This is a genomic window from Mycobacterium sp. NGS49 (assembly GCF_059812565.1).
Map to the genome: position 1 here is coordinate 1 of NZ_JCALCX010000021.1, position 23,294 is coordinate 23,294.

The 23,294-nt window shown below is 67.6% G+C and carries 19 protein-coding genes and 2 pseudogenes; 8 read left to right on the forward strand and 13 right to left on the reverse strand.

Annotation, left to right across the window (positions count from 1 at the left end):
• Positions 1-286 (reverse strand): DUF4190 domain-containing protein (locus tag AC5Y7D_RS20930; protein WP_499927323.1); only part of this gene is annotated, 286 nt, incomplete at its 3' end.
• A 151-nt stretch (positions 287-437) separates the two neighbouring features.
• Between AC5Y7D_RS20930 and yaaA the strand changes: the two are divergent.
• Positions 438-1,175, forward strand: a pseudogene (gene yaaA, locus AC5Y7D_RS20935) (peroxide stress protein YaaA); the annotation flags it as partial.
• Positions 1,176-1,211: 36 nt separating this feature from the next.
• Here the strand turns inward: yaaA and treZ are convergent.
• The 6 genes and pseudogenes from treZ to AC5Y7D_RS20965 form a co-directional block, all read right to left on the reverse strand.
• Positions 1,212-2,945, reverse strand: coding sequence for a malto-oligosyltrehalose trehalohydrolase (gene treZ, locus AC5Y7D_RS20940; RefSeq protein ID WP_499927325.1), 1,734 nt, complete (start codon positions 2,943-2,945; stop codon positions 1,212-1,214).
• Positions 2,938-5,238: a malto-oligosyltrehalose synthase gene (gene treY, locus AC5Y7D_RS20945; protein ID WP_499927327.1), complete on the reverse strand. Its 2,301-nt coding sequence runs from the start codon at positions 5,236-5,238 to the stop codon at positions 2,938-2,940. Before treY ends, treZ begins: the two co-directional genes overlap by 8 nt.
• 3 nt (positions 5,239-5,241) lie before the next feature.
• Positions 5,242-7,437, reverse strand: coding sequence for a glycogen debranching protein GlgX (gene glgX, locus AC5Y7D_RS20950; protein ID WP_499927329.1), 2,196 nt, complete (start codon positions 7,435-7,437; stop codon positions 5,242-5,244).
• 39 nt (positions 7,438-7,476) lie between these two features.
• Positions 7,477-9,624, reverse strand: a complete 2,148-nt coding sequence (sucT, locus tag AC5Y7D_RS20955; protein WP_499927478.1) for an acetyltransferase SucT — start codon at positions 9,622-9,624, stop codon at positions 7,477-7,479.
• A gap of 312 nt (positions 9,625-9,936) precedes the next feature.
• Positions 9,937-10,614, reverse strand: a pseudogene (gene ripD / locus AC5Y7D_RS20960) (NlpC/P60 family peptidoglycan-binding protein RipD); the annotation flags it as partial.
• 328 nt (positions 10,615-10,942) lie between these two features.
• Positions 10,943-11,386, reverse strand: coding sequence for a hypothetical protein (locus AC5Y7D_RS20965; RefSeq protein ID WP_499927331.1), 444 nt, complete (start codon positions 11,384-11,386; stop codon positions 10,943-10,945).
• A 61-nt stretch (positions 11,387-11,447) separates the two neighbouring features.
• Between AC5Y7D_RS20965 and AC5Y7D_RS20970 the strand changes: the two genes are divergently transcribed.
• The 4 genes from AC5Y7D_RS20970 to AC5Y7D_RS20985 are packed head-to-tail and all read left to right on the forward strand — an operon-like array spanning position 11,448 to position 15,102.
• Entirely contained in the window at positions 11,448-12,761 is a 1,314-nt protein-coding gene (locus tag AC5Y7D_RS20970) for an adenosylmethionine--8-amino-7-oxononanoate transaminase (RefSeq protein ID WP_499927332.1), read from the forward strand.
• A 6-nt stretch (positions 12,762-12,767) separates the two neighbouring features.
• Positions 12,768-13,913: an 8-amino-7-oxononanoate synthase gene (locus AC5Y7D_RS20975; protein ID WP_499927334.1), complete on the forward strand. Its 1,146-nt coding sequence runs from the start codon at positions 12,768-12,770 to the stop codon at positions 13,911-13,913.
• A complete protein-coding gene (bioD, locus tag AC5Y7D_RS20980; RefSeq protein ID WP_499927336.1) occupies positions 13,910-14,584 on the forward strand; it encodes a dethiobiotin synthase in 675 nt (224 codons plus the stop codon). The genes AC5Y7D_RS20975 and bioD overlap by 4 nt, the downstream gene beginning before the upstream one ends.
• The gene (locus tag AC5Y7D_RS20985) at positions 14,584-15,102 is read left to right on the forward strand and encodes a 2'-5' RNA ligase family protein (RefSeq protein ID WP_499927338.1); all 519 of its coding nucleotides are present in this window, start codon (positions 14,584-14,586) and stop codon (positions 15,100-15,102) included. The genes bioD and AC5Y7D_RS20985 overlap by 1 nt, the downstream gene beginning before the upstream one ends.
• Here the strand turns inward: AC5Y7D_RS20985 and AC5Y7D_RS20990 are convergent.
• The 4 genes from AC5Y7D_RS20990 to AC5Y7D_RS21005 all read right to left on the reverse strand — a co-directional run bounded on the left by AC5Y7D_RS20990 (position 15,099) and on the right by AC5Y7D_RS21005 (position 18,869).
• Complete coding sequence (locus AC5Y7D_RS20990; RefSeq protein WP_499927339.1) at positions 15,099-16,442, reverse strand: hypothetical protein; 1,344 nt, start codon at positions 16,440-16,442, stop codon at positions 15,099-15,101. The two genes, AC5Y7D_RS20985 and AC5Y7D_RS20990, sit on opposite strands and share 4 nt — an antisense overlap.
• Entirely contained in the window at positions 16,439-16,825 is a 387-nt protein-coding gene (locus tag AC5Y7D_RS20995; RefSeq protein ID WP_499927341.1) for a hypothetical protein, read from the reverse strand. The genes AC5Y7D_RS20990 and AC5Y7D_RS20995 overlap by 4 nt, the downstream gene beginning before the upstream one ends.
• A 4-nt stretch (positions 16,826-16,829) precedes the next feature.
• A complete protein-coding gene (locus AC5Y7D_RS21000; RefSeq protein WP_499927480.1) occupies positions 16,830-18,611 on the reverse strand; it encodes a hypothetical protein in 1,782 nt (593 codons plus the stop codon).
• A 114-nt stretch (positions 18,612-18,725) separates the two neighbouring features.
• Entirely contained in the window at positions 18,726-18,869 is a 144-nt protein-coding gene (locus tag AC5Y7D_RS21005) for a hypothetical protein (RefSeq protein WP_499927343.1), read from the reverse strand.
• Positions 18,870-19,048: 179 nt separating this feature from the next.
• Between AC5Y7D_RS21005 and bioB the strand changes: the two genes are divergently transcribed.
• The 3 genes from bioB to AC5Y7D_RS21020 are packed head-to-tail and all read left to right on the forward strand — an operon-like array spanning position 19,049 to position 20,993.
• Positions 19,049-20,095 (forward strand): biotin synthase BioB, encoded by a 1,047-nt coding sequence (gene bioB, locus AC5Y7D_RS21010; RefSeq protein ID WP_499927345.1) that lies wholly within the window; start codon positions 19,049-19,051, stop codon positions 20,093-20,095.
• 10 nt (positions 20,096-20,105) lie between these two features.
• A complete protein-coding gene (bsaP, locus tag AC5Y7D_RS21015) occupies positions 20,106-20,333 on the forward strand; it encodes a biotin synthase auxiliary protein BsaP (protein ID WP_499927347.1) in 228 nt (75 codons plus the stop codon).
• A gap of 6 nt (positions 20,334-20,339) precedes the next feature.
• Positions 20,340-20,993 (forward strand): DUF2567 domain-containing protein, encoded by a 654-nt coding sequence (locus AC5Y7D_RS21020; protein ID WP_499927349.1) that lies wholly within the window; start codon positions 20,340-20,342, stop codon positions 20,991-20,993.
• Here AC5Y7D_RS21020 and AC5Y7D_RS21025 read toward each other — a convergent pair.
• Positions 20,990-22,330, reverse strand: coding sequence for a lipase family protein (locus tag AC5Y7D_RS21025; RefSeq protein ID WP_499927351.1), 1,341 nt, complete (start codon positions 22,328-22,330; stop codon positions 20,990-20,992). The genes AC5Y7D_RS21020 and AC5Y7D_RS21025 overlap by 4 nt on opposite strands.
• 213 nt (positions 22,331-22,543) lie before the next feature.
• Entirely contained in the window at positions 22,544-23,248 is a 705-nt protein-coding gene (locus AC5Y7D_RS21030) for an NUDIX hydrolase (RefSeq protein ID WP_499927353.1), read from the reverse strand.
• Positions 23,249-23,294 lie beyond the last annotated feature (46 nt).

Sequence of the window (23,294 nt, forward strand, 5' to 3'; positions counted from 1 at the left end):
TGGTGGTGAGCAGCCAGACGAAGACGAAGGTGTAGACGGCGAAGTGAATGACCGACAGCGCCAGGCCGGCGATCGCCAGGCCGCGGCTGGCGGTGTTGTTCTTGTCGGCCTGGTGCAGCGCGTGCACGCCGAACGGAATCGTGACCAGCCAGCACGGGATGAAGAGGACGACGTACTGCAGGATTCCCAGGACCACGCTCATTACGGCTAGACCACTGATCTTGGGGACCGAAATACCCTTGACCAGGGCGGCGGGAGCTACCAACCGAGGGGCGATCGTCGTCATGGCCTCAGTGTTGTGCGCAGCGCTTGAAGGATTCTTGGGGCTTCCTTGTCATGCCGAGCAGACGCAAACTCACCATGGAGCGTGCGCTCCACGGTGAGTTTGCGTCTGCTGGCGGGGGAGGGGCGGGGAGCGCAGGCTAACGTCTGCACGCGTGATCGTGCTGCTGCCTCCGTCGGAGACCAAACGGGCCGGGGGCGACGGCCCACCGCTGCAACTCGCCAATCTCGGCCACCCGGGACTGAATCCATTGCGGTCGGCGCTGGTGGGGGAGCTTGTCGAGTTGGCGTCGGACCCGGTGGCGAGCAGGTCGGCGCTGGGCGTCTCGGCGTCGCAAGTCGCCGAGATCGAGCGCAACGCGGCGCTTCGCCTGGCACCCACACTGCCGGCCATCCGCCGCTACACCGGGGTCCTCTACGACGCGCTGGACGTCGACTCACTGCGCGGGGCCGGAGCGAAGCGCGCAGCTGACCGCTTGTACATCGCGTCGGCGTTGTTCGGGCTGCTTCGCGCCGACGATCGGGTGCCGGCGTACCGGCTCTCCGCGACGTCGAAACTGCCGGGCAGACCCACGCTGGCCGCCCGGTGGCGGCCGCTGCTGGAGCCGCTGCTCGCCGAGTTGGCCGAGGAACACCTGATCGTCGATCTCCGCTCGGGTTCGTATGTCGCGCTGGGCCGGGCACCGGCCGCCGTCGCCGTGGACGTGTTGGCCGAGTACCCCGACGGCCGACGGGCAGTGGTCACCCACTTCAACAAGGCGCACAAGGGACGCCTGGCCCGTGCTCTGGCCGTCACCCGCGCCGAGCCCGCTGATGCCGCCGCGGTCGCAGCCGTCGCCCGCAGGGCGGGTCTTCGCGTGGAGCGCAGCGGAAATGACGTGACCGTTATCGTTCCGGCGACACCGGGCCGGCTGGCGAGCGGCGCGGCGCTACCCGCTGCGCAGGATCGCGAAGGAATGGCCGGGTAGCTCGGTGGCCTTGTCCCCGGCCTCCGGGCTGTCCCAGGCCAGCACCAGCTCGCCCTGGACCGGCACGCTCACCGCTTCGACACCCAGATTGCACGCGATCGCCAGCCCCCCGCGCCACAGCACGATCCACCGCTGTTCCTCGTCGTAGTCGACGACGAGGTGATCCAGCCACGGGTCGGCGAGGTCGGGCTCGCTGAGGCGCAGCGCGATCAGGTCGCGATACACCTCCAATAGCCGGGCGTGGTCTTCGGAACCGATCTCGTCCCAGTTGAGCTTGGAGCGCTGAAACGTCTGGGGGTCCTGGGGATCGGGAATGTCGTCGGCGTCCCACCCGTGTTCGGCGAATTCCGCCTTGCGCCCCGTCCTGGTGGCCTCGGCCAGCTCCGGCTCGGGATGCGAGCTGAAGAACTGGAAAGGCGTGGACGCACCCCACTCCTCGCCCATGAAAAGCATTGCCGTATAGGGAGATCCGAGAACCAAGGCGGCCTTGACGGCCAACTGTCCCGGCGTCAGGTTCTGCGAGGGGCGGTCCCCGAGCGCGCGATTGCCGACCTGGTCGTGCGTGCACGTGTAGGCCAGCAGTCGGGTCGCCGGGATCCCGGTCTCCTCGGTGGTGTCCAGCGGCCGACCGTGCCGGCGCCGGCGGAACGAGGAGTAGCTGCCGGCGTGAAAGAACCCGTGGCGCAACGTCTGCGCCAACGTGCCCAGGGAACCGAAATCGCCGTAGTAGCCCTGACGTTCGCCGGACACCGCGGTGTGGATGGCGTGGTGGATGTCGTCGGCCCATTGCGCGGTGAGACCGTACCCGCCGCGCTCCCGCGGGGTGATCAGGCGCGGATCATTGAGGTCGCTCTCAGCGACCAGTGCCAGCGGTCGGCCCAACTGCCTTGACAACCAGTCGGTTTCGGTGGCGAGCTCCTCGAGCAGGTGTACGGCGGTGAGGTCCACCAGCGCGTGTACCGCGTCCAGCCGCAGGCCGTCGGCGTGGAAGTCGCGCATCCACCGCAGCGCACACCCGATGATGTAGCGGCGCACCTCGTCCGAGTCGGCGTCTGCGATGTTGATGCCCTCGCCCCACGGGTTGCTGGCCGACGACAGATATGGCGCGAACTTCGGCAGATAGTTGCCCGAGGGTCCGAGGTGGTTGAACACCGCGTCGATCAGCACGCCGAGACCGCGGGCGTGACACGCATCGACCAACCTGACCAGGCCGTCGGGACCGCCGTAGGGCTCGTGCACGCTGTACCACAGCACGCCGTCGTACCCCCAGCCGTGCGTGCCGGCGAACGAGTTGACCGGCATCAGCTCGACGAAGCCGACACCGAGATCCACCAGGTAGTCCAGCTTTTCGATGGCCGCGTCGAAGGTGCCCTCGGGGGTGAAGGCGCCGACGTGCAGTTCGTAGATCACCGCGCCCTCGACGGACCGGCCGGCCCAGTCGCCATCGGTCCAGGCGGCGCCCGCCGGATCCCAGAGCTGGGAGCGTTCGTGCACGCCATCGGGCTGGCGCGGAGAACGCGGGTCCGGAAGCACGGTGGCGTCGTCGTCGAGCAGGAAGCCGTAGCGGGCATCCGGTCGCGCATCCACGCTGGCGTGCCACCAGCCGTCGTCGGAGCGGATCATGTCGTATACCGCGCCGTCGACGTCGAGGCGCACCAGCTCAGGCTTGGGCGCCCACACTTTGAATTCAGTCATCAAGACGCTCCAGTAGCACCACGGGCAGCTCGGCGAAGAGTTGGGCGGCCGCTGTCGGCCCGCTTGCCGTGGCGCCGGTCAGCCGATCGGTCCACGATCCGTCGGGCAGCGGCAGCACCGTGTCGCCCCAGCCGGTGTCGCTGAGCGCCACCGTCCAGCGGGTGACTGCCACCACGATGCCGGGGCCGCGGCGAAACGCCACGACGTGGTCGGCGGCCTGTCCGGCGGCGAGCACCGGCACGTAGTCGCCGTGCAGGAAACAATCCGGCCGTGACCGCCGCAGGCGCAGAGCGGTCGTGACGACGCGAATCTTGTTATGCTGCAATTCGTTCAGCGCTTGGCGCCGGACCGCGTAGTCGACCTCACGGCGGTTGTCCGGGTCGACCAGGCTGTCATCCCACAACTCGGTGCCCTGGTAGACGTCGGGGATACCCGGGACGGTCAGGGCCAGCAGCTTCTGGCCCAGCGCGTCGCTGGCGGCATGGGGGTTGACCTGGCCGACGAGTTTGGTCAATTCGCCGGCCACAGGTCCGTCCAGCACTTTATCCAGCCAGCTGTGCACGGCGCCCTCGAACTCGGAGTCAGGGTCGTTCCATGACGTGTGCCAAGCCGCCTCCCGGATCGCCTTCTCGGCGTAGGCGTGCAGTCGATCGCGTAACTCGCCGGTGACCTCGCCGCTCGCCGGCCAGACACCGAAGATGTTCTGCCACAGGAATTGTCCGGTCGCCGGATCAGGGGAGGGGGCATGGCTCTCCCACCGCCGCACGAATTCGGTCCACAACGACGGCACCTGTGACAGCACACCGATGCGGGCCCGCACGTCTTCTCCGCGCTTGGTGTCGTGCGTGGTCAGTGTGGTCATGGCTGACGGCCACAGCCGGGCACGGGTGGCGGCGCTCTGATGGAACTCGGCCACGCCGACCCCGAACCGGTGTGGTTCCCCGCCGACCTCGTTCAGCGATACCAGACGGGCGTCGCGGTAGAACAGACAGTCCTCGACCGCTTTGGCGGTCACCGCGCCGCACAGTTGCTGCAGCCGGATGGCGGACTCGCCGCCGCGGGCCAGTGCGGCGGCGAGAACGACGAGGGCGGGCCCCAGATCCGGTTGTGCCGCTTCGGTTTCGGCAAGTGCGGTCGGTAACATCGCCGACAACCCCTGATAGTCACACCGGTAGACGTCGATGTGGGTCAGCAGCGCCGCCACCGCCTCCGGCAGCCGCGGGTCGTCGGCGCCCGCGGCCGCCACGATGCTGCGCCGCAGCCGCGCCAGCTCACTGCCCAGGGTGTCGGTCGCGGCCCGAACCTTGAGTTCGGCCAACAAGTCCGGCATAGCGCTGTACTGCAGGCCCGCGGCATCGACGAGTTCGGTGAGCGCCGGTTCGCCGCGCGGGTCGACGAAAACCCCACCCACCTCCCGCAGCACGTCGTAGCCCGTGGTGCCGGCGACCGGCAGCGTGGGTTCCAGCGCCTCGTCGACGCCCAGGATCTTCTCGATGACGATCCACGCGTCGGGTCCGGCCAACTCGCGCAGCCACACCAGATAGCCTGCCGGATCGGCTAAACCGTCGGGATGGTCGATGCGCACCCCGTCAACGATCCCCTCACTGAACCAGCGACCCACTTCGGCATGGGTGGCATCGAAGACGCGGCGGTCCTCCTGCCGTAATCCGGCCAGCGAGGTGATCGAGAAGAACCGGCGGTATCCGACCACACCGTTGCGCCAGCCCACCAGCCGGTAGTGCTGGCGATCGTGTACCTCCGGGCCGGGCCCGTCCCCGGTGCCCGGGGCGATCGGAAGCGCCAGGTCACCCAGTCGCAGCAGGTCGCCGTCGACGGTCAGATCGGCCGCATCGTCGTCAGAACCCAACAGCGGCAGCACGATTCGCCCCGCGTCGTCCAACGTCCAATCGATATCGAAGAAGGAGGCGTACTCGGAGTCGCGTCCGTGCTTCAGCAGATCCCACCACCAGGCGTTCTGCTGGGGCTGGTCGATACCCACGTGGTTGGGCACCACATCGATCACCAGGCCCATGCCGCGGGCCCGCGCCGCCTCGGACAACCGGGCCAACCCCTCAGGGCCGCCGAGCTCAGGCGACACCGTTGTCGGATCCGTGACGTCATAACCGTGCGACGAACCGCTGGTCGCGGTCAGGACGGGGGACAGGTAGACATGGGACACCCCGAGCTCATCGAGGTAGTCCAGTAGGTTTTCCGCGTCACCGAGCGTGAACGCGAAGCCACTGGACGCGCCGCGAAGTTGCAACCGGTAGGTTGCTGAGACTGGAAAAGGCATGTGTCACAACGTCTTACGTAAGATGAGCACGGAGCGGCCGGGCAGTGCCAGCTCATCGCCCTCATTCACCACCCGGTCGGCCACGCCGGTCGGGCTGGTGGTGTCCAGCTCCACTGTCCACTGCTGTGCATAGTTGCCGTGCGGCATGACAAAGGTGACTTCCTGGTCGTGGGCGTTGAAACACAGCAGGAACGAGTCATCGACGACGCGTTCACCACGGCGATTCGGTTCGGGGAGGGCCTGGCCGTTGAGGAACACCGCGATGCTCTTGCCGAAGTCGTTGTCCCAGTCCTGTTCGGTCATCTCCTCGCCCGAAGGCGTCAGCCATGCGATGTCGTGGATGTCGGCTTCATTGCTGCGAATCGGCCGGCCCTTGAGGAAGCGGCGCCGGCGAAACACCGGATGCTTCTTGCGCAGCCGCGTCACCTTACGGGCGAAGGCCAGTTGGTCGGCGTTCTTCTCGACCAGCGACCAGTCCATCCACGACAACTCGGAGTCCTGGCAATACACGTTGTTGTTGCCGAGTTGGGTGCGCCCGATCTCATCGCCGTGGGAGATCATCGGGGTGCCCTGACTGACCATCAGCGTGACCCAGAAGTTGCGCATCTGCTTGCCGCGCAGCGCGATGATGTCCGGGTCGTGGGTAGGTCCCTCCACACCGCAGTTCCAAGACCGGTTGTGGCTCTCGCCGTCGCGGTTGTCTTCGCCGTTGGCGGCATTGTGTTTTTCGTTGTAGGACACCAGGTCATGCATGGTGAAGCCGTCGTGCGCGGTGACGAAGTTGATGCTGGCGCCGGGCCGCCGGCCGGTCGCTTCGTAGAGGTCCGACGACCCGGTCAGCCGGGAAGCGAACTCGCCCAGGGTTGCGGGCTCGCCCCGCCAGTATTCGCGCACAGTGTCGCGGTATTTCCCGTTCCACTCGGTCCACAAACCTGGGAAGTTTCCGACCTGGTAACCACCTTCGCCGACATCCCACGGTTCGGCGATCAACTTGACCTGGCTGACCACCGGATCCTGCTGGACCAGGTCGAAAAACGCTGACAGTCGGTCGACGTCGTAGAACTCGCGGGCCAGGGTGGCCGCCAGGTCGAACCGGAAGCCGTCGACGTGCATCTCCAGCACCCAATACCGCAACGAGTCCATGATGAGTTGCAGGGTGTGCGGGTGCCGCACGTTGAGGCTGTTGCCGGTACCGGTGAAATCCTTGTAGTGGCGCAGGTCACCATCGACGAGGCGGTAGTAGGCGGCGTTGTCGATGCCGCGGAAGTTGATCGTCGGGCCGAGGTGGTTGCCCTCGGCGGTGTGGTTGTAGACCACGTCGAGGATCACCTCGATACCCGCCTCGTGGAACGTGCGCACCATCGACTTGAACTCGGCGACGGCGCCGCCCGGTTTGCGGCTGGCCGCGTACTGGTAATGCGGGGCCAGGAAACCGAATGTGTTGTAGCCCCAGTAGTTTCGCAGTCCCAGGTCGATCAGCCGATGGTCGTGCAGGAACTGGTGGACCGGCATCAGCTCGATGGCCGTGACGTTCAACGCCTTGAGGTGATCGATGATCACCGGATGTGACAGGCCGGCGTAGGTGCCGCGAAGTTCATGGGGAATGCCCGGGTGCGTCTGGGTCATGCCCTTGACGTGCGCTTCGTAGATGATCGTTTCGTGATAGGGCGTGCAGGGCGCCCGGTCCGACGCCCAGTCGAAGAACGGGTTGATCACCACGGTGGTCATGGTGTGGCCCAGCGAGTCGACCATTGGGGGGATGCCGGTTTCGGACGGGTCCTCGGCCGCGACGGCAAGGTCGTAGGAGAACAGCGCCTGACTGAACTCGAAATCGCCCACGAAGGATTTGCCGTAGGGATCGAGCAGCAGTTTGCTCGGGTCGCAGCGGTGGCCGGCGTCCGGGTCGAACGGCCCGTGCACCCGAAATCCGTAACGTTGTCCCGGGGTAACCGTGGGTAGGTAGCAGTGCCAGATGTAGCCATCGACCTCGTCGAGGTTGATCCGCGTTTCGCTGCCGTCACGCGCAATCAGGCACAATTCGACTTTGTCGGCAACTTCGGAGAACAACGAAAAGTTGGTACCGGCACCGTCATAGGTGGCGCCGAGCGGAAACGGCGAGCCCGGCCATACCGTCACCAGTTCGGGTGAGCCATCCGCGCCGTCATATGAAATATCTGTCCCGCGCTCGGTCGACGACATCACTAGACCTTATCCGTGTCTGCTGCCCTGGGTGGCGTGTCACCACCAACCGGTGACCGCGGCGATCTGGCGGCCCAGTTCGGGTGCCAGCGTGCGCATGTAGGTCGGCGTCAGGTGATGCGGATCGCGATAGATCAGCACGTTTCCTTCGACCGCACGACAGACGTCGGGCTCACATATCGCGTCGGACAGGTCGATCGGCTTGAGCAGCGGGAACTGCCCGATGAAGTCCAGCGTGCCGTTGCGGTCGGACAGCAGGTCGGACCGCTTGACGCCGCAGGAGTCCGAGCCGCGCGCCTTGGCCAGGCAGTCGGCCGGGTTGAATGGTTGCCCATCCTTGACCAGCCATGGCGTGTCCCGCACGGCAAGAATCGGAATGTTGTTGTCGGACAACGTTTGCCAGATTCCGATGTAAGTGGCGGGCATCACGTCGCCGGTTTTGATGTTCCACGGTCGTGTCGAGGTGGTGAACACGTAGTCGGGACGGTCGGTGACCAGCTTGGCCATCGTGGTCTCCACCCACTCCCGGCACTGCGGATAGGGCGCGTTGTTGCCCATGATCAGCGGGACCTGTTCGGTGGACAGCGCGCAGCCCATCTTGAGGTAGGTCACCACTTTGAAGTGGTGCAGGCGACCGAGCAGATCCAGCGCGGGCAGCCAGTGCTCGGCGTGCGACCCACCGGCCAGGGCAATGGTCCGCGGGGCATCGGTATCGCCGTAGGTGCAGTTCACCACCGCGGGGTTGACGAAGTCGCTGATGCATCCGTCTCTGGTGGACGCCGGGAGGTCCTCTTTGACTTCGAGCACGGTGGGGCGCATTCGCAGTTTGGGCACCCGCACGTGATTGACCAATGCGCGCGCGCCGGGATAGTCGGCCGAGCTGAGCCCGCTGAGTTCCTTGCCGCCCGCGCGTTCGGCGACCAGGTGTTCGCGCCAGGTGAATGACGTCGCGGTCAGGGTGACGCCGAGCAGCACCACGACCGAACCCAACGCGATGGTGGGCCTGCGCAGCCGCAACCGCCACGGCACCGGTTCAGCCGGGGTAGCGGTTGCCCGGTAGCGCAACGGGTCTTCGACGTGCCGGTAGGTCAGGTAGGCCAGCACCGCCGACACCAGCAGGACACCCATGCCTTCCAGGAAGTTGGCGCTGCGGTGACCGGTGTAGGAGAGCCAGAAGATCAGCAGCGGCCAGTGCCACAGATACAGGGAGTAGGCCATCGCGCCCAGCGTCACCAGCGGTCTGACCGCCAACACCCGGTTGGGCAGGGGCATCCGGTCGCGGTTGCCGGACCGGGCCCCGATATTGGCACCGGCCATGATCATCAGCACGGCGGCCCCGACCGGTACCAGCGCCCACGGGCCGGGAAACTCCTTGACGCCGTCGATCAGGGCGCCGCACGACAGGATCGCTGCCAGCGCCAGCGTTGCGGTCAGCGTCCGCAGCCACATCGGCCACCGGATACGTGGGACCACCGCGCCGACCAGCGCGCCCAGCAGCAGCTCCCACGCGCGGGCGAAGCTGTTGTAGTACGCGGTCGCCTGGTAGGTCTCGTGGGCGACGATCGCGTACCAGAACGACGCCACCGTCAGCACGCTGAGCAAGACCACGAACACCGTGCGCAGGTGGCGGCGGACCCGCCGCCCGCGACACAGGTAGCCGACCGCGGCGATCACCAGCAGGAAGGCGACATAGAACTGGCCTTGCACCGACATCGACCAGATGTGCTGCAACGGGCTGACCGCTTCGCCGGCGCGCAGATAGTCCGCCGCCGAACTGGCCAGTTCCCAGTTCTGGTAGTAGCCCAGGCTGGCCAGGCTCTGGTCGGCGAACGCCTCCCAGCGGGTCTGCGGCTGGATCAGAACGGTGAGCAGTGCGCACCCGGCTAGCACGACCACCAGCGCGGGCAGTAACCGGCGGACGAGCCGCACCACCTCGTTGGCCGGGTTGAGCGATCCGGCCAGCGCGGAACGCAGCACCTTGCCGCCGAAGAAGAAGCCGGACAACGCCAGGAACACGTCGACCCCGCCGGACACCCGTCCGAACCAGACGTGGAAAACGGCGACCAGAGCGATCGCGATACCGCGCAGGCCGTCGAGATCGTGCCGGTAGAAGCCCGAAGAACGCGTGCCCATGCCGCCGGATGCCGTTTCGGCAGCCGGTTCCCGGGGCGGTGTCGGCGTCTGCATGGTCACCGTTAACTTACCCAAAACCGCCGCCCGCTCCTGGCGGAGCAAGCGGCGGCGGTCGGGTGATGCCGGGGAAGCCCCGAGCTTTTACCGCGGCGCGGTAGCGCCTGGGACGGGTTGCGCGGGCACCAGCTGCAGGGGCGGCTGTGGCGTCGGAACCAGTGGTGCCGCCGGCTGGGGGATCACCTGCTGCAGTGGCGGCTGCGCTGCCTGCTGCTGCAGCGGAGCCTGCTGGACCGGAGCCTGCTGGACCGGAGCCTGCTGCAACGGAACCTGCTGGCCGGGGATCTGCTGGGCCGGGGCCTGCTGGCCGGGGATCTGCTGGGCCGGGACTTGCTGGCCGGGGATCTGCTGGGCCGGGACTTGCTGGCCGGGGATCTGCTGGGCCGGGACTTGCTGGCCGGGGATCTGCTGGGCCGGGGCCTGCTGGCCCGGTACCTGCTGGACGGGCGCCTGCTGGGCCGGCGCGGCCGGTGCCGTCTGCAATGAGTTGGTCCCGAGAAGCCGGACCAGGTAGGGCGCCATGCCGCTACTGCGCACGGGCGAGACCTGCACGACGTCGCCGACCTCGAGCATCTGGCCGTTCCCGAGGTACATCGCGACGCTCTGGGTGCCTTCGGGCCCGTAGAAGATCAAGTCGGCCTTGCGGGCCTGCTGCGGAAGTACTCGTTCGCCGACCCGGTACATCTGGCCGGATGAACGCGGCAATTTCAGGCCGGCGCCGGCGTAGGCGTACTGGATCAGGCCCGACGCGTCGAACCCGACGGTGTTGATGCCCGACCCGGTGCCGCGGGTGGGGCCGGTGACACCGCCGCCGGCCCAAGAGAACGGGACACCGCGCTGCGAGAGTCCGCGCGCGATCACGGTGTCGGCGACCTGTTGGTAGTCGTTGGTCCGGGTGAACGGATCTGCGGAGGCAATGCCCGCGGCAGTCACCATTGGCGCCGCGAACATCAGCAGCCCGATCGCGAAGGCGTAGACGCGTTTCATTTCGTTCCTCTTTTCCTGGGACCCCGGGAGGCCCCTCTGTGCCTCAGCGCGGTGACCGCGCGCATCCGCCGCCGTTCAGGAGCGATAGGCCGCCTCTTCGGGGCCGAGCGCCGCTGGACTTGATGGAGCGAAACCACTCGGGGTTAGCCCGGGTGAAATCACACCAGTCACTGCAGACACTTTGACAACAGAGATAAGTAACCGCCAGAGGCGCGAAACATTATTTGTAGGAACGTGACCCGACGGTTACTGGGAGGATCAATCTTGTGACGGCAGTTGTGATTTCGGTCTCAAAGATGTTGCTGCCGCGTGATGTTGTCCGGGCTCGTCAGCGCCCGAAGGTGTTGCTGAAATCGGTCAGGGCGCGGCCCGCCACCGAGGCCAGGCTCAGGACGCCCACCGAGACGATCGGCCAGAAGGACATGAACCAGCCCTTCACCAGCGACACGAACGGGCCCACCAGGGCCGCCGTCCCCGCCGCGCCGATGCCGCCCCACACCAGCGGGTAGATGTAGTAGTTGACCCCGAACGGCACGACCGGGCAATCGTCGCCCTGGCAGACGTTGTCGGTGAAGGCGAACAGCCGCGTCGGCCAACTTGTCATGGTGACCGCGACGACGATCAACCCCAGCAGCACGAACATGGTGATGACGTCCCAGGGGACCAGGCGCAGCCTGATAACCCGCGGCCCGTCGGCCGGCTGCACCCCGTCGCGCACCCGCGTCGCATCGGCGCCCTGATCCGGCTCACGGGGCTGTTCGGGGGCTGCCATGCCCTGCATGCTCCCCGATGAACGCCTTTTCCGCGACCGCAACCGACTAGTGTCGGCTTCCATGGCAGCGGCCGGACGGTTGGAAACCGGATTGACGCCCGCGCAGATCAGCGCGATCGACGCCGCTCATCTGTGGCATCCGTACAGCACGATCGGCAGCGAAGCGATACCTCCGGTGGTGGCCGTCGCCGCGCGCGGCGCCTGGCTGACGCTGATCCGCGACGGTCGCCCGGTCGAAGTGCTGGATGCGATGAGCTCCTGGTGGACGGCGATACATGGGCACGGCCATCCGGCCTTGGACGCGGCGGTGACCGCGCAGCTGGGCACGATGAACCATGTCATGTTCGGTGGTCTGACCCATGAGCCGGCCGCCCGGTTGGCGCAACTGCTGGTGCAGCTCACCCCGCCCGGCCTGGACACGGTGTTCTTCAGCGACTCCGGGTCGGTGTCGGTGGAGGTCGCGGTCAAGATGGCGCTGCAGTTCTGGCGCAGCCTGGACCAACCGGCCAAGCACCGCCTGATGACCTGGCGCGGGGGCTACCACGGTGACACGTTCACGCCGATGAGCGTCTGCGACCCCGACGGCGGCATGCACTCGTTATGGGCCGACGTGCTGGTGCCGCAGGTCTTCGCCCCGCAGGTGCCGCGCGACTATGACCCCGCCTACAGCGCGGCATTCGAGGCCCAACTGACTGAACATGCGGCCGAACTGGCCGCCGTCATCGTCGAGCCGGTGGTACAGGGTGCCGGTGGCATGCGCTTTCACGATCCGCGTTATCTGTCCGATCTGCGCGAGATCTGCAGCCGCCGCCGGGTGCTGCTGATCTTCGACGAGATCGCCACCGGCTTCGGTCGCACCGGTGAGCTGTTCGCCGCGGACCACGCCGGTGTCAGCCCCGACATCATGTGCGTCGGCAAGGCTCTCACCGGGGGATATCTCAGCCTGGCCGCGACCCTGTGCACCACCGAGATCGCCCACACCATCAGCGCCGGCACGGCCGGTGCGCTGATGCACGGACCGACCTTCATGGCCAATCCACTGGCCTGCGCGGTCTCGGTGGCCAGCATCGAGGTACTGCTGGGCCAGGACTGGCGGTCGCGGGTCGCCGAGCTCGCTGCCGGGCTCATCGCCGGACTGGAACCGGCCCGCGCGCTGCCGGGGGTAACCGACGTGCGGGTGTGCGGCGGAATCGGCGTGATCGAGTGCGAAAAGCCGGTCGATCTGGCGGTCGCGACGCCGGCGGCGCTGGACTGCGGAGTGTGGCTGCGCCCGTTCCGAAACCTGGTCTACGCGATGCCGCCGTACGTCTGCACTTTCGACGAGGTCGCACAGATCACCTCGGCGATGGTCGAAGTGGCGCGGCTCGTAGGCTGATCAGCGATGAAGTCGATCGAGACATCCCCGCTGGCGTGGCTGGAAGCGGTGGAGGTTGCACGCCGGGAGGCCGGGTTGCGCCGGTTCCTGCGGCCGCGTTCCCCGGTGAGCACCGAACTCGACCTGGCCTCCAATGACTACCTGGGGCTGTCCCAGCATCCCGAGGTCATCGAGGGCGGCGTCCAGGCGCTGCGCGTGTGGGGTGCGGGCGCCACCGGTTCCCGCCTGGTCACCGGCGACACCGAATTGCACGCGCAGTTCGAGACAGAACTCGCCGCGTATGTCGGCGCCGCCGCCGGCCTGGTGTTCTCCTCGGGCTACACCGCCAACCTGGGCGCGGTGGTCAGTCTGTCCGGTCCGGGCTCGCTGCTGGTGTCCGACGCCTATTCGCACGCATCGTTGGTCGACGCCTGCCGGCTGTCCCGCGCCCGGGTAGTGGTGACGCCCAACCGCGATGTGGCGGCCGTCGAGGCGGTGCTGGCATCACGCGACGAAGACCGCGCCGTCGTCGTCACCGACTCGGTGTTCAGCGCCGACGGCGCGCTGGCGCCGCTGCGCGAACTGCATGACGCGTGCCGGCGGCACCGGGCCCTGCTGATCGTCGACGAGGCCCACGGTCTCGGTGTGCGAGGCGGTGGACGCGGCCTGCTGCACGAGGTCGGGCTGGCCGGGGCGCCCGACGTGGTGGTCACCACCACGTTGTCCAAGGCGCTGGGCAGCCAGGGCGGGGTGGTCCTGGGTCCGGCCGAGGTGCGGGCACATCTGATCGATGCGGCTCGGCCGTTCATCTTCGACACCGGCCTGACGCCAGCTGCGGTAGGCGCCGCGCTGGCCGCGCTGCGGGTACTGAAGGCCGAACCGTGGCGACCGGGCGCGGTGCTCGGCCATGCCGCCGAACTGGCCCGGGTCTGCGGTGTCGCCGATGTCCCGCACTCGGCGGTGGTGTCGGTGATTCTGGGTGACCCGCAGGTCGCGCTGGCCGCCGCGACGGCCTGCCTGGAGGCCGGGGTGAAGGTGGGCTGCTTCCGGCCCCCGACCGTGCCCGCCGGGACATCGCGGCTGCGGCTGACCGCGCGCGCCTCGCTGAGTGCCGACGAGCTCGACCTGGCGCGGCGCGTGCTCGCCGACGTGCTGTCCGGCGTCCGCCCTTGACGGTCCTGGTAGTCACCGGCACGGACACCGGCGTCGGGAAGACGATCGCCACCGCCGCGCTGGCGTCGTGCGCCGGGCAGCTGGGCCTCGATGTGGCGGTGTGCAAACCCGCCCAGACCGGCACCGCCGATGGCGACGACGACCTCGCCGAGGTGAGCCGGCTGGCCGGGGTGAGTGAACTCGCCGGATTGGCGCGCTACCCGCTGCCGATGTCGCCGGCAGCCGCCGCGGAGCAGGCCGGGACGTCGTTGCCCGGCCGCGACGAGATGCTGCGGTTGATCCTGGGCATCGACCGGCCCGGACGGTTGACGTTGGTGGAGGGCGCCGGCGGGCTGCTGGTCGAACTCGCTGCCGGGGGGGTCACGCTGCGCGACCTCGCCGTCGACCTGGCTGCCGGGGTGCTGGTGGTGACCAGAGCCGGCCTCGGCACCCTCAACCACACCGCGCTGACGCTGGAAGCGCTCGCCGCGCGGGGTGTTTCATGCGCCGGACTGGTGATCGGCAGCTGGCCGCGGCAGCCCGGGCTGGTCGAGACCTCCAATCGGTCGGCGCTGGGTCGGCTGGCGCCGGTGCGGGCAGCGCTGCCGGCCGGTGCTGCTGCCGCCGCCGATTTCGCGGCGTTGAGCGCGGCGGCATTCGACGCCGAGTGGGTGCGGTCCTTGGTGTCCTGATGGCGCATTCGATCGAGCTGCTGTTCGACGCCGACACCGAGGCCATGCTACGGCGCATGTGGGACGACCTGGCCGCGTTGAAGAAGGTGGGGCTGCCTATCCGCGTTCCGCCCGGCCGACCGCATGTGACGGTGGCGGTGGCGCAACGCATCGAGCCCGACGTCGACCGGTTGCTGGTTCCGGTGGCGCGCGAGCTGCCGCTGGATTGTCTGATCGGTGCGCCGGTGCTCTTTGGACGGGCCAATGTCGTCTTGACCCGGCTGGTCGTGCCGTCCCAGGAGCTGCTGGCTTTCCACCACGAGGTGCATCGGCTGTGCGGTCCGCATCTGGTGCCGGAGCCGATGGCCAACAGCCTGCCGGGGCACTGGACGGCGCATGTCACGCTGGCGCGCCGCGTCGACGCGGCCCACTTGAGTTCAGCACTGGCCGTTGCCGCTCGGCCGGCCGAATTTGACGGCCGCTTCACGGGACTGCGCCGCTGGGACGGCGACCAGAGGGTGGAGTATGCGCTGGGTTAACCGCCGAAAAGCAGATACAAGCCGGTGAAGGTGTAACCCACCATCACCAGCATCATGGTGAGCTGCCCGGTGAGCTGGTGAGCGGGCGGCACCAAGCGCAGCGCCTTGTCATGGGCCGCAATCACCGCCACGATGTGGCCGGTGACCACGCATGCGACCTTGGTGGTGGACAGCACCGCAGGGTGCATCGACAACACGTAGGCGACATTCCAGCCGCGGCTCAACGGGTCAGCCAGCGCGATGACGGCCTGCTGGCCACGTTCCACCAGGTACGTCAGGTAGTGGGCGAAGATGTAGCCGACCACGATTGGGATCAGCGAATGCGCCAGCTGGCCGGGCAAGGCGCGGCGCTGCTCAGCGTCGACGCCGCCCGTCGCTCGCGCTGCCAGTGAAAACGATAGTGCCACAACCGAAATGAAGACGATCAACCCGGCGGTACGCAGCGCCGACGACGTCAGCGTCTCCGGCACTCCGTGCGCACCGCGGGCGACTCGGTCCGAGAAATTGCGCCAGCTCGGCGACGCCGAGAAGCTGTCGAACGCGGTCGAGCCGAGCAGCACCGCCAGCACCATCACCACCCCCGGCCGGACCGGCAACGACGGAAGATGGTCGAACGGGTTGCCGACGACGATCTTGCCGGTGTCGCGATTGCGCCGGAACGGGGACAGCCGGGACACCGCCATGCTGTAGACGCCGAACGGGTCGGCCCGCGCCAGCCAGCGTTGTCCGCACAGCCACGCGCCGACCAGCAGCACCAGGCTGTAGATCAGCAGCCATATCTTCACCGCGAACACCGAGGCCGAGTCGGGACTGGCCAGTTCCATCCAGACGAAGGCGAACAGTCCCAGCGCCGCAGGGCGGTAGCCCCACCTTTCGGGATAGGAAAAGCGCGACCCGCGCAGCCGCTCCGGAGCGCACCGCCGCAGGAGCAGATAAACCGTGCGTACCGGCGAGACGACCCGCCATACCGGCCCGAAGAACAACGAGAGCGCGACGAGTCCGACCCAGAGCAACACATAGAACGCGCCGAGCAGGCCGTTGGCCGGCGTCTGCGGACCGAAGACTCCGACCAGGAGCACCCACACCGCGAACAGCAACGCCAGGCCCGCCACCAGCGTGCGGGTGGCCCGGGCGTCGACCAGCGCGGTCACCGCGTCCGGCAGGGCCCGTCCCGGTTTGGCCGGGTCGAAGCGCGGCTTCTTCCATGCCAGAGCAACCAAAGCGAACGTGAACGTCAGTGCCCACGCCGCACCGATCAATGCGTAGGTGTAGGGGATGGGGAGGTCGTTCGAACCGCCCAGGCCGTGCGCCAGCACGCTCGCCGCGGCAGCGTCGGTCACGGCTGGACTTGGATGGTGGCGATCGTGCGTTTGAGGTGATGCAACTCGAGGTCGACCGTTCCGGGCACGTCGACGCTGAACTGGAATGTCTGGTTGGGTGCGGCCGCGATCTGGAACTTGTGGTCAGGTACCGAATGCACATGCAGCTCGTCGGTGACGTCGCTGGTGATCCGCAGCGTGATCTGCTCCTTGACCTTGGCCTGCAGGGTGGCATTGGCCGGTGTCACCTGGCCGTTGGCGATGGTGACATCGATCATCAAGCCGGGAGCGGTCGAACCGCTCGGCGGGCTGCCGGCGGTAGTGGTGGGTGAACTCCCGCCACAGGCGACCAGCGCGCAGGCCAGCACGACCGCCCAGGCAGCGGCGAGGATGCGGGCTGTCATCGATTCAGGCGGCCCGGGGGAGGGGGTGCTGTTCCTCCTGCGCTCGTTTGGGTTTGGTCATCTCGCCGTTGATCCGGCCGGCGCCCCAGGTCAGGGCGGCGATCACCATCAGCGTGAAGATGAGGACCAGAATCGAGCCCGTGGTGAACAGCCACTCCGGCGCATTCGGGTCACGTTCCCGCTGCAGGATGGTGTTCTCCAGGACGAACGGGCGGGTGATCACCGGCTGGGCCGGAACCTCGGGGGCCGGAATGGCCGCGTCGGCCGGTTCGTATATCGGGACGGCGGTCATGGTGTAGCCGTCCTGCACGCGCAGCAGCGTCTTCCATGAGCCCCAGACGGGGATGGGTTCGGTGCTGCGGTAGTGCCCCGGGCCGACGCGCTCGAGCCGGTCGATGAGCAGACCGCGGTTGTTCTCCATCTTGCCCTGCCAGGACGTGATCGACACCCAGTCCGGGTCGTCGTTGATCAGGTCAGGCGGGTTGATCTGGACATCGGCGGACACCATCCGCTTGCCGGGATCACTGGGCAACTCGGTCAACTTGATGGTTGCCGTGTTCTGGCTCGGGATGATGATGTGCAGACCGTTGGCCACCGCAGCGCCGATCACCACGACGGTCGCCGCCACGACGGAAATGCCGATCGCGCGACGCGGCAGGCGTTGTCCGGTGAGCACCATTCCGGTCAGTGCCCCGCAGATCCCCATCAGGACGGCCACCGGTACCGCCATGGCGAGTGCCTCACCCCACATGCTGGTCGGCCAGGGGTAGTGGTACACCGCCCCGATCCACAGCGACTCCAGCCAGAGGCCAACAGTGCCCACCAGCAGTCCGGTGACCGCGCCATAGGCGATCGGGCGCTTGAACAGGGGCGTCAGCGCGAGCGCCTCGACCACCAGCGCGGGCCCTAGGTAGAGCGGGAACCAGTTCAGCGGCGCCCCGAGGATGGGACCGACGATCAACGCGACCGTGCCGCGCAACGCGATGGCGACCAGGGCCGCGATGATCGCCGCACCCTTCCCCAGCGTCATGCGTGCCACCACCAGAGCCAGCGCCGCTACGCCGGCGATCATCATCGGGTGGAATGCCAGGCGGAACTGTTGCACGCCGAAGTCGTATTCGATCTGATAGACCGACAAGCCGATCAGCAGGCCCCCGCAGGACAGATACCGCAGGAATTTGACGAACGGGCGTTCCGGTGGCGCATCCGGCAAAGCGTGTCCGCCCTCGTACTCGAGCATGAGCACCGCGAACAGCGAGAGCCCGGCGCCGCCGATCATCATCAGGTGCGTCGGACCCCACAGGGTGACGTCCTGACCGAAGATGCGGTGCCAGACGTCGTCGAGCGGGAACCCGAACAGCGCATAGGTTCCGCAGCCCGCCATCAGCACGCCGCCGACGGGCGCGTGCCAGTTGTCGGTGATGCGTACCGGCGCGGGACCCGGCTCGTCGAATGGCAACACGATCGCGATCATGCCGCCCAGGAAGATGCCGAACAGGCCGATGATGATGAAGTAGTGCGCAGGATTTGCCAGCGGACCGGGATCGCGGCCTTCACCGATATGCCAGCTGACGTCCCAGATGAATCCGAACAGCGCACAGATGATTGAGGTCGTGTAGACGAGCACCGGCAACGCCACCCAGGACGGGCGCTTGAATTTGACTCCGAGCCAATCGGCGAAACGCCCCAGCCAGGTGATTCGACGGGTGCGGTGTGCCCAGCCGATGGCCAGCATGATCAACGTGATGATCAGCGCAGCGACCGACAGCCCTATCACCTGGCTCAATTCGGCCCCGCGTGCCGCCGGTTCCTCCGCAACTACTGTCAACTCCACCGCGATCGCCTCCCGTTTGCGCACGGCTCACTAGGACGAACGTATAGTGCCCAGTTGCGCGCCCGGTCAATCCTGCTTTTCGCCGGAGCTTCGCCGGTTTCTCATCGCGATGTACAAAACAACTCCGACGACGATGATCGCGGGCAGAAACGCCGGTATGGCCAGCCAGATCCCGTGGTCGGCCAGATAGGTGACGGGCGGATTGCTCATGGTGGTCCTCTACCCTCCCGCGGGACGACATATCCGGCAACCGCACGGCATCCGTCGACCCGGCGCCCGTTACCCTAACCTGAACACTTTTCCGGTCGGGCCGCCACAACGACGCGGCCCGTGGAACGCAGCGCGGTCCGGACATGCTCGGACGCGATCAACAAGCAGGGGAGTACCCGGTGACTCAAGCGCCAACTCGACCGACACGTGACGCCGGCCTGGATGGCACCGAAGACGACATTCTCGCGCAGGCCCGCGCGCAGGTGCTCGAGGGTGGACAGGGCCTGAGCAGAGGCCAGGTGCTGCAGGTTCTGCAGCTTCCCGACGAACGGCTCGAAGAACTGCTCGCACTGGCCCACGAGGTTCGGATGCGCTGGTGCGGACCCGAGGTGGAAGTCGAAGGCATCATCAGCCTCAAGACCGGCGGCTGCCCCGAGGATTGCCACTTCTGCTCGCAGTCGGGCTTGTTCCAGTCACCGGTGCGTAGCGCCTGGCTCGATGTGCCCAGCTTGGTGGAGGCGGCCAAGCAGACGGCCAAGTCCGGAGCGACCGAGTTCTGCATCGTGGCCGCGGTCCGCGGGCCCGACGAGCGGCTGCTGGCCCAGGTGGCCGCGGGCATCGAAGCGATCCGCAACGAGGTCGAGATCCACATCGCCTGCTCGCTGGGAATGTTGAACGCCGAACAGGTGGAGCGGTTGGCGGCGATGGGCGTGCACCGCTACAACCACAACCTCGAGACGGCGCGCTCGTTCTTCACCAACGTGGTCACCACCCACACCTGGGAAGAACGCTGGCAAACGTTGTCGATGGTGCGCGAAGCCGGGATGGAGGTGTGTTGCGGCGGGATTCTGGGCATGGGCGAGACGCTGGAGCAACGCGCTGAATTCGCTGCGGAGTTGGCCGAACTGGACCCGCACGAGGTGCCACTGAACTTCCTGAACCCCCGGCCCGGCACGCCGTTCGGCGACCTGGAGGTGCTGCCGGCCGCCGAAGCCCTGAAAGCGGTCGCCGCGTTCCGTTTGGCGCTGCCCCGGACCATGCTGCGGTTCGCGGGCGGCCGCGAGATCACCCTCGGTGACCTCGGCGCCAAGCAGGGAATTCTGGGTGGGATCAACGCCGTCATCGTGGGCAACTACCTGACCACCCTCGGCCGGCCCGCCGAAGCCGACCTGGCGCTGCTCGAGGACCTGCAGATGCCGCTCAAGGCGCTCAACGCGAGCTTGTAGAAAGAGAAGCGTGGCGGGACAACTGGGCGCTCCGGTGGGAGCCGGCGTCTACAACGTCTATACCGGCGAGCCGGCGGGTACGGCCATGCCGACCGCGGCTCAGTTAGGTCTGGAGCCGCCCCGGTTCTGCGCCGAATGCGGACGCCGGATGACCGTGCAGGTCCGTCCCGACGGCTGGTGGGCGCGGTGCTCCCGGCATGGACAGGTCGATTCGGCCGATCTGGAGGCGCAGAAATGACCCGACATGACTGAGGTCACCGAGATGCCGGGGCCCGTCGACCGGCGCCCGCGGACCTCCCGAAACCGTGCGTCGCTGACCGTCGTCATCGCACTCACCGCCATCGGAGTCCTGGTCGGTGGACTGTGGGCGTGGATCGCCCCGCCGATTCACGCCGTCGTGGCGGTGAGCCGCAAAGGTGAGCGGGTGCACGACTATCTCGGTAGCGAATCGCAGAACTTCTTCGTGGCGCCGTTCCTGTTGCTCGGTCTGCTGGGCGTGGTGGCGGTAGTGGCCGCGGTGGCGGCGTGGCAATGGCGCGATCACCGGGGGCCGCAGATGGTCGCCGCGCTGACGGTCGGGCTGATCGGTGCCGCGGCGACAGCCGCCGGGGTGGGAGCGCTACTCGTGCTGCTGCGCTACGGCGCGCTGAATTTCGACACGGTGGCGCTCGCCTCCGGCGACCACAACGTGACCTATGTCACGGAGGCGCCGCCGGTGTTCTTCGGTCACCTGCCGCTGCAGATCGCCGCGATGCTGCTCTCACCGACCGCCACCGCGGCACTCATCTATGCCCTGGCGGCCACCGGAACGGTGCGCGACGACCTGGGTGGCTACCCGCCCGTCAGCCCGCAACCGGCGGCGCCCGCCGTCCCGGCCGGGCCGGCGATCGATCCTTAGAGCGGGCGCCGGTGGATCGTCCGGCCGGTGATCACCTTGGCCGCGATCCTGACCAGGCGTGCCATTCCGATGTAGGTCATCGGGTTGAACATGGTCGGCCAGGTGGTGCGGATGAGGTTGTCGGTCAGCGGCCGACCGGCAAACCGGTCGATGAGCCAGCGCAGCGCCATCGGCGACGACAGCGGGTGCAGCAGCATGTGCTCGTTGAACGCGTCCCGGTGATAGGTGACGTCGGCGCCGCCGGCTGAATACGAATCCGCCAGAGCGTCGATGTCGTCGACGCCGATGAGGTAGTCGTGCACGGCCTGCACGATCAGCACCGGCGGTGTCGGCACCGCGACACCCAGGGTGGTGCTGTCGAAGACATGCGCGACCGCCGGGGTGGCCAGGATGTCCTCGAGCGGCTCGTCCAGGTAGTCGGCCATGTTCTTCTTGGCCATCGAGATGACGGCTTCGGCGGTCGTCATCCGCTCCATGCTCTCGAGCATGGCCAGGCCGTCCTCGTTGGCGTGCTCCTTGATCACCGCATCCAGGTCGGGATAGGCGTGCGTCAGCGCCGCCACGACCATCGCGGGTAGCCCGGCGAGCAGGCTGCCGTTGAGTCGCTTGAAGGTGTTTCCCAGGTTGCCCACGGGTGATCCCAGTACCGCACCGACGATGTCGAGTTCGGGGGCGTAGTCGCCGCACATTTCCGCGGCCCAGGCGCTGGCCAAGCCGCCGCCGGAGTATCCCCACAGCCCGATCGGCGCCGATGCGGGCACGCCGAGCCGTTCGGAACTGCGTACGGCTCGCAGGCCGTCCAGCACCCGGTAGCCGGGTTCATACGGGGTGCCCCACAGCCCGTGCAGGCCCTCGTGGTCGGGTACCGAGACCGCCCATCCTTCGGCGACGGCGGCGCTGATCAGCAGCAGCTCGAGCTGGGCCAGCGAGCCGACGGCCTTGGCCCGGCGCCGCAGCGCGTAGGACGGGAAGCACCGGGACGAGATGGCGTCGATCGCGCACTGATACGACAGCAGGGGCATGGTCTTGCCGGGAGCCACCTCCTTGGGCAGGAGCACCGTCGTCACCGTCGCCTCCGGCTTACCGTTCATGTCCGTCGTGCGATACAGCAACTGGGTGGCCGTGGTGGACTGCGGGATCAGGCCCATGAAGGCCAGCTCGACGTCGCGGGAGCGCAGCACCGTGCCGGGTGCGGCGTGCTCGAAGCCCGCCGGCGGCTGGTAGAAGGGGTCGTCCGCCGGGAGCAGCGGGCGGACTTTACGCTGCAACTCCTCGTGCGGGGGTCGCCCGATCCACTCCGCCCCGGTTTCGCCTCCCAGCTTGGCAAGCTCCACCATCAAGGCTCCCTTTCGTGGTCCTCGTCGCGCCCGCGGTCCCGGACCAAGGCTGCGGGTCAGGCTGGTCACAACGCGGCGCCGGCTGCTCCTGGCGGCCAGCGCCCTTACTAGAATCTTATTTCGCCTTATCCAACTCTTATACAAGTTACTGTACAGACCCTCGACACGCCTAAAACCGCGCCGCGTGCCGCTCGTCACAGTCCATTGTGGGGCCTATCCCGGGGGTCTGAGTGCGGCAAATTCGTCGGTCACCCGCAGCTGCGAGTCGGTGAACCGGTACAGCGCTGCGGGGCGCCCGCCGCTGCGGCCGGACTGGGCGATGGTCCCGGTCCGGGTGATGACCCTGCGGCGGGCCAGCACGCGCTGCAGGTTCGTCGCGTCGACCTGGTATCCCAGCGCCGCGCCATAGATGTCCCGCAGCGTGGACAGCGCGAACTCCTTGGGTGCCAGCGCGAATCCGATGTTCGTGTAGGACATCTTGGCTACCAGGCGGGCGCGGGCGTGAGCCACCATGGGGCCGTGGTCGAAAGCCATCGGCGGCAGCGCATTGACCGGATGCCAGCGGGTGTCCGGAGGCAGTACGGGTGTGGCGGGGAAGGGCACCAGACCCAGGAACGTCGAGGCGATCATCCGCGAACCCGGCACCCGCTGCGGATCGGAGAACACCGCGAGCTGTTCCAGGTGGGCCAGCTCCCGTAGATCGACCTTCTCGGCGAGTTGCCGGCGGACCGAGGTGGTCATGTCCTCGTCGTTGCGCAGCCGGCCGCCGGGCAGCGACCATGCGCCGCGCTGCGGGTCCTGGGCACGCTGCCATAACAGCGCGTTCAGCTGCGGTTTCCCGGTGCGGGGCCCCGCGGTAACCATTCGAACCTGGAACACGACGGCAAGCACTTCGTGGGCGGTGCTACCATAGGCCATGTTTTCGATTGTAAGTCGAAAACCTCCCGGGTGCGAAAGGAGCCCC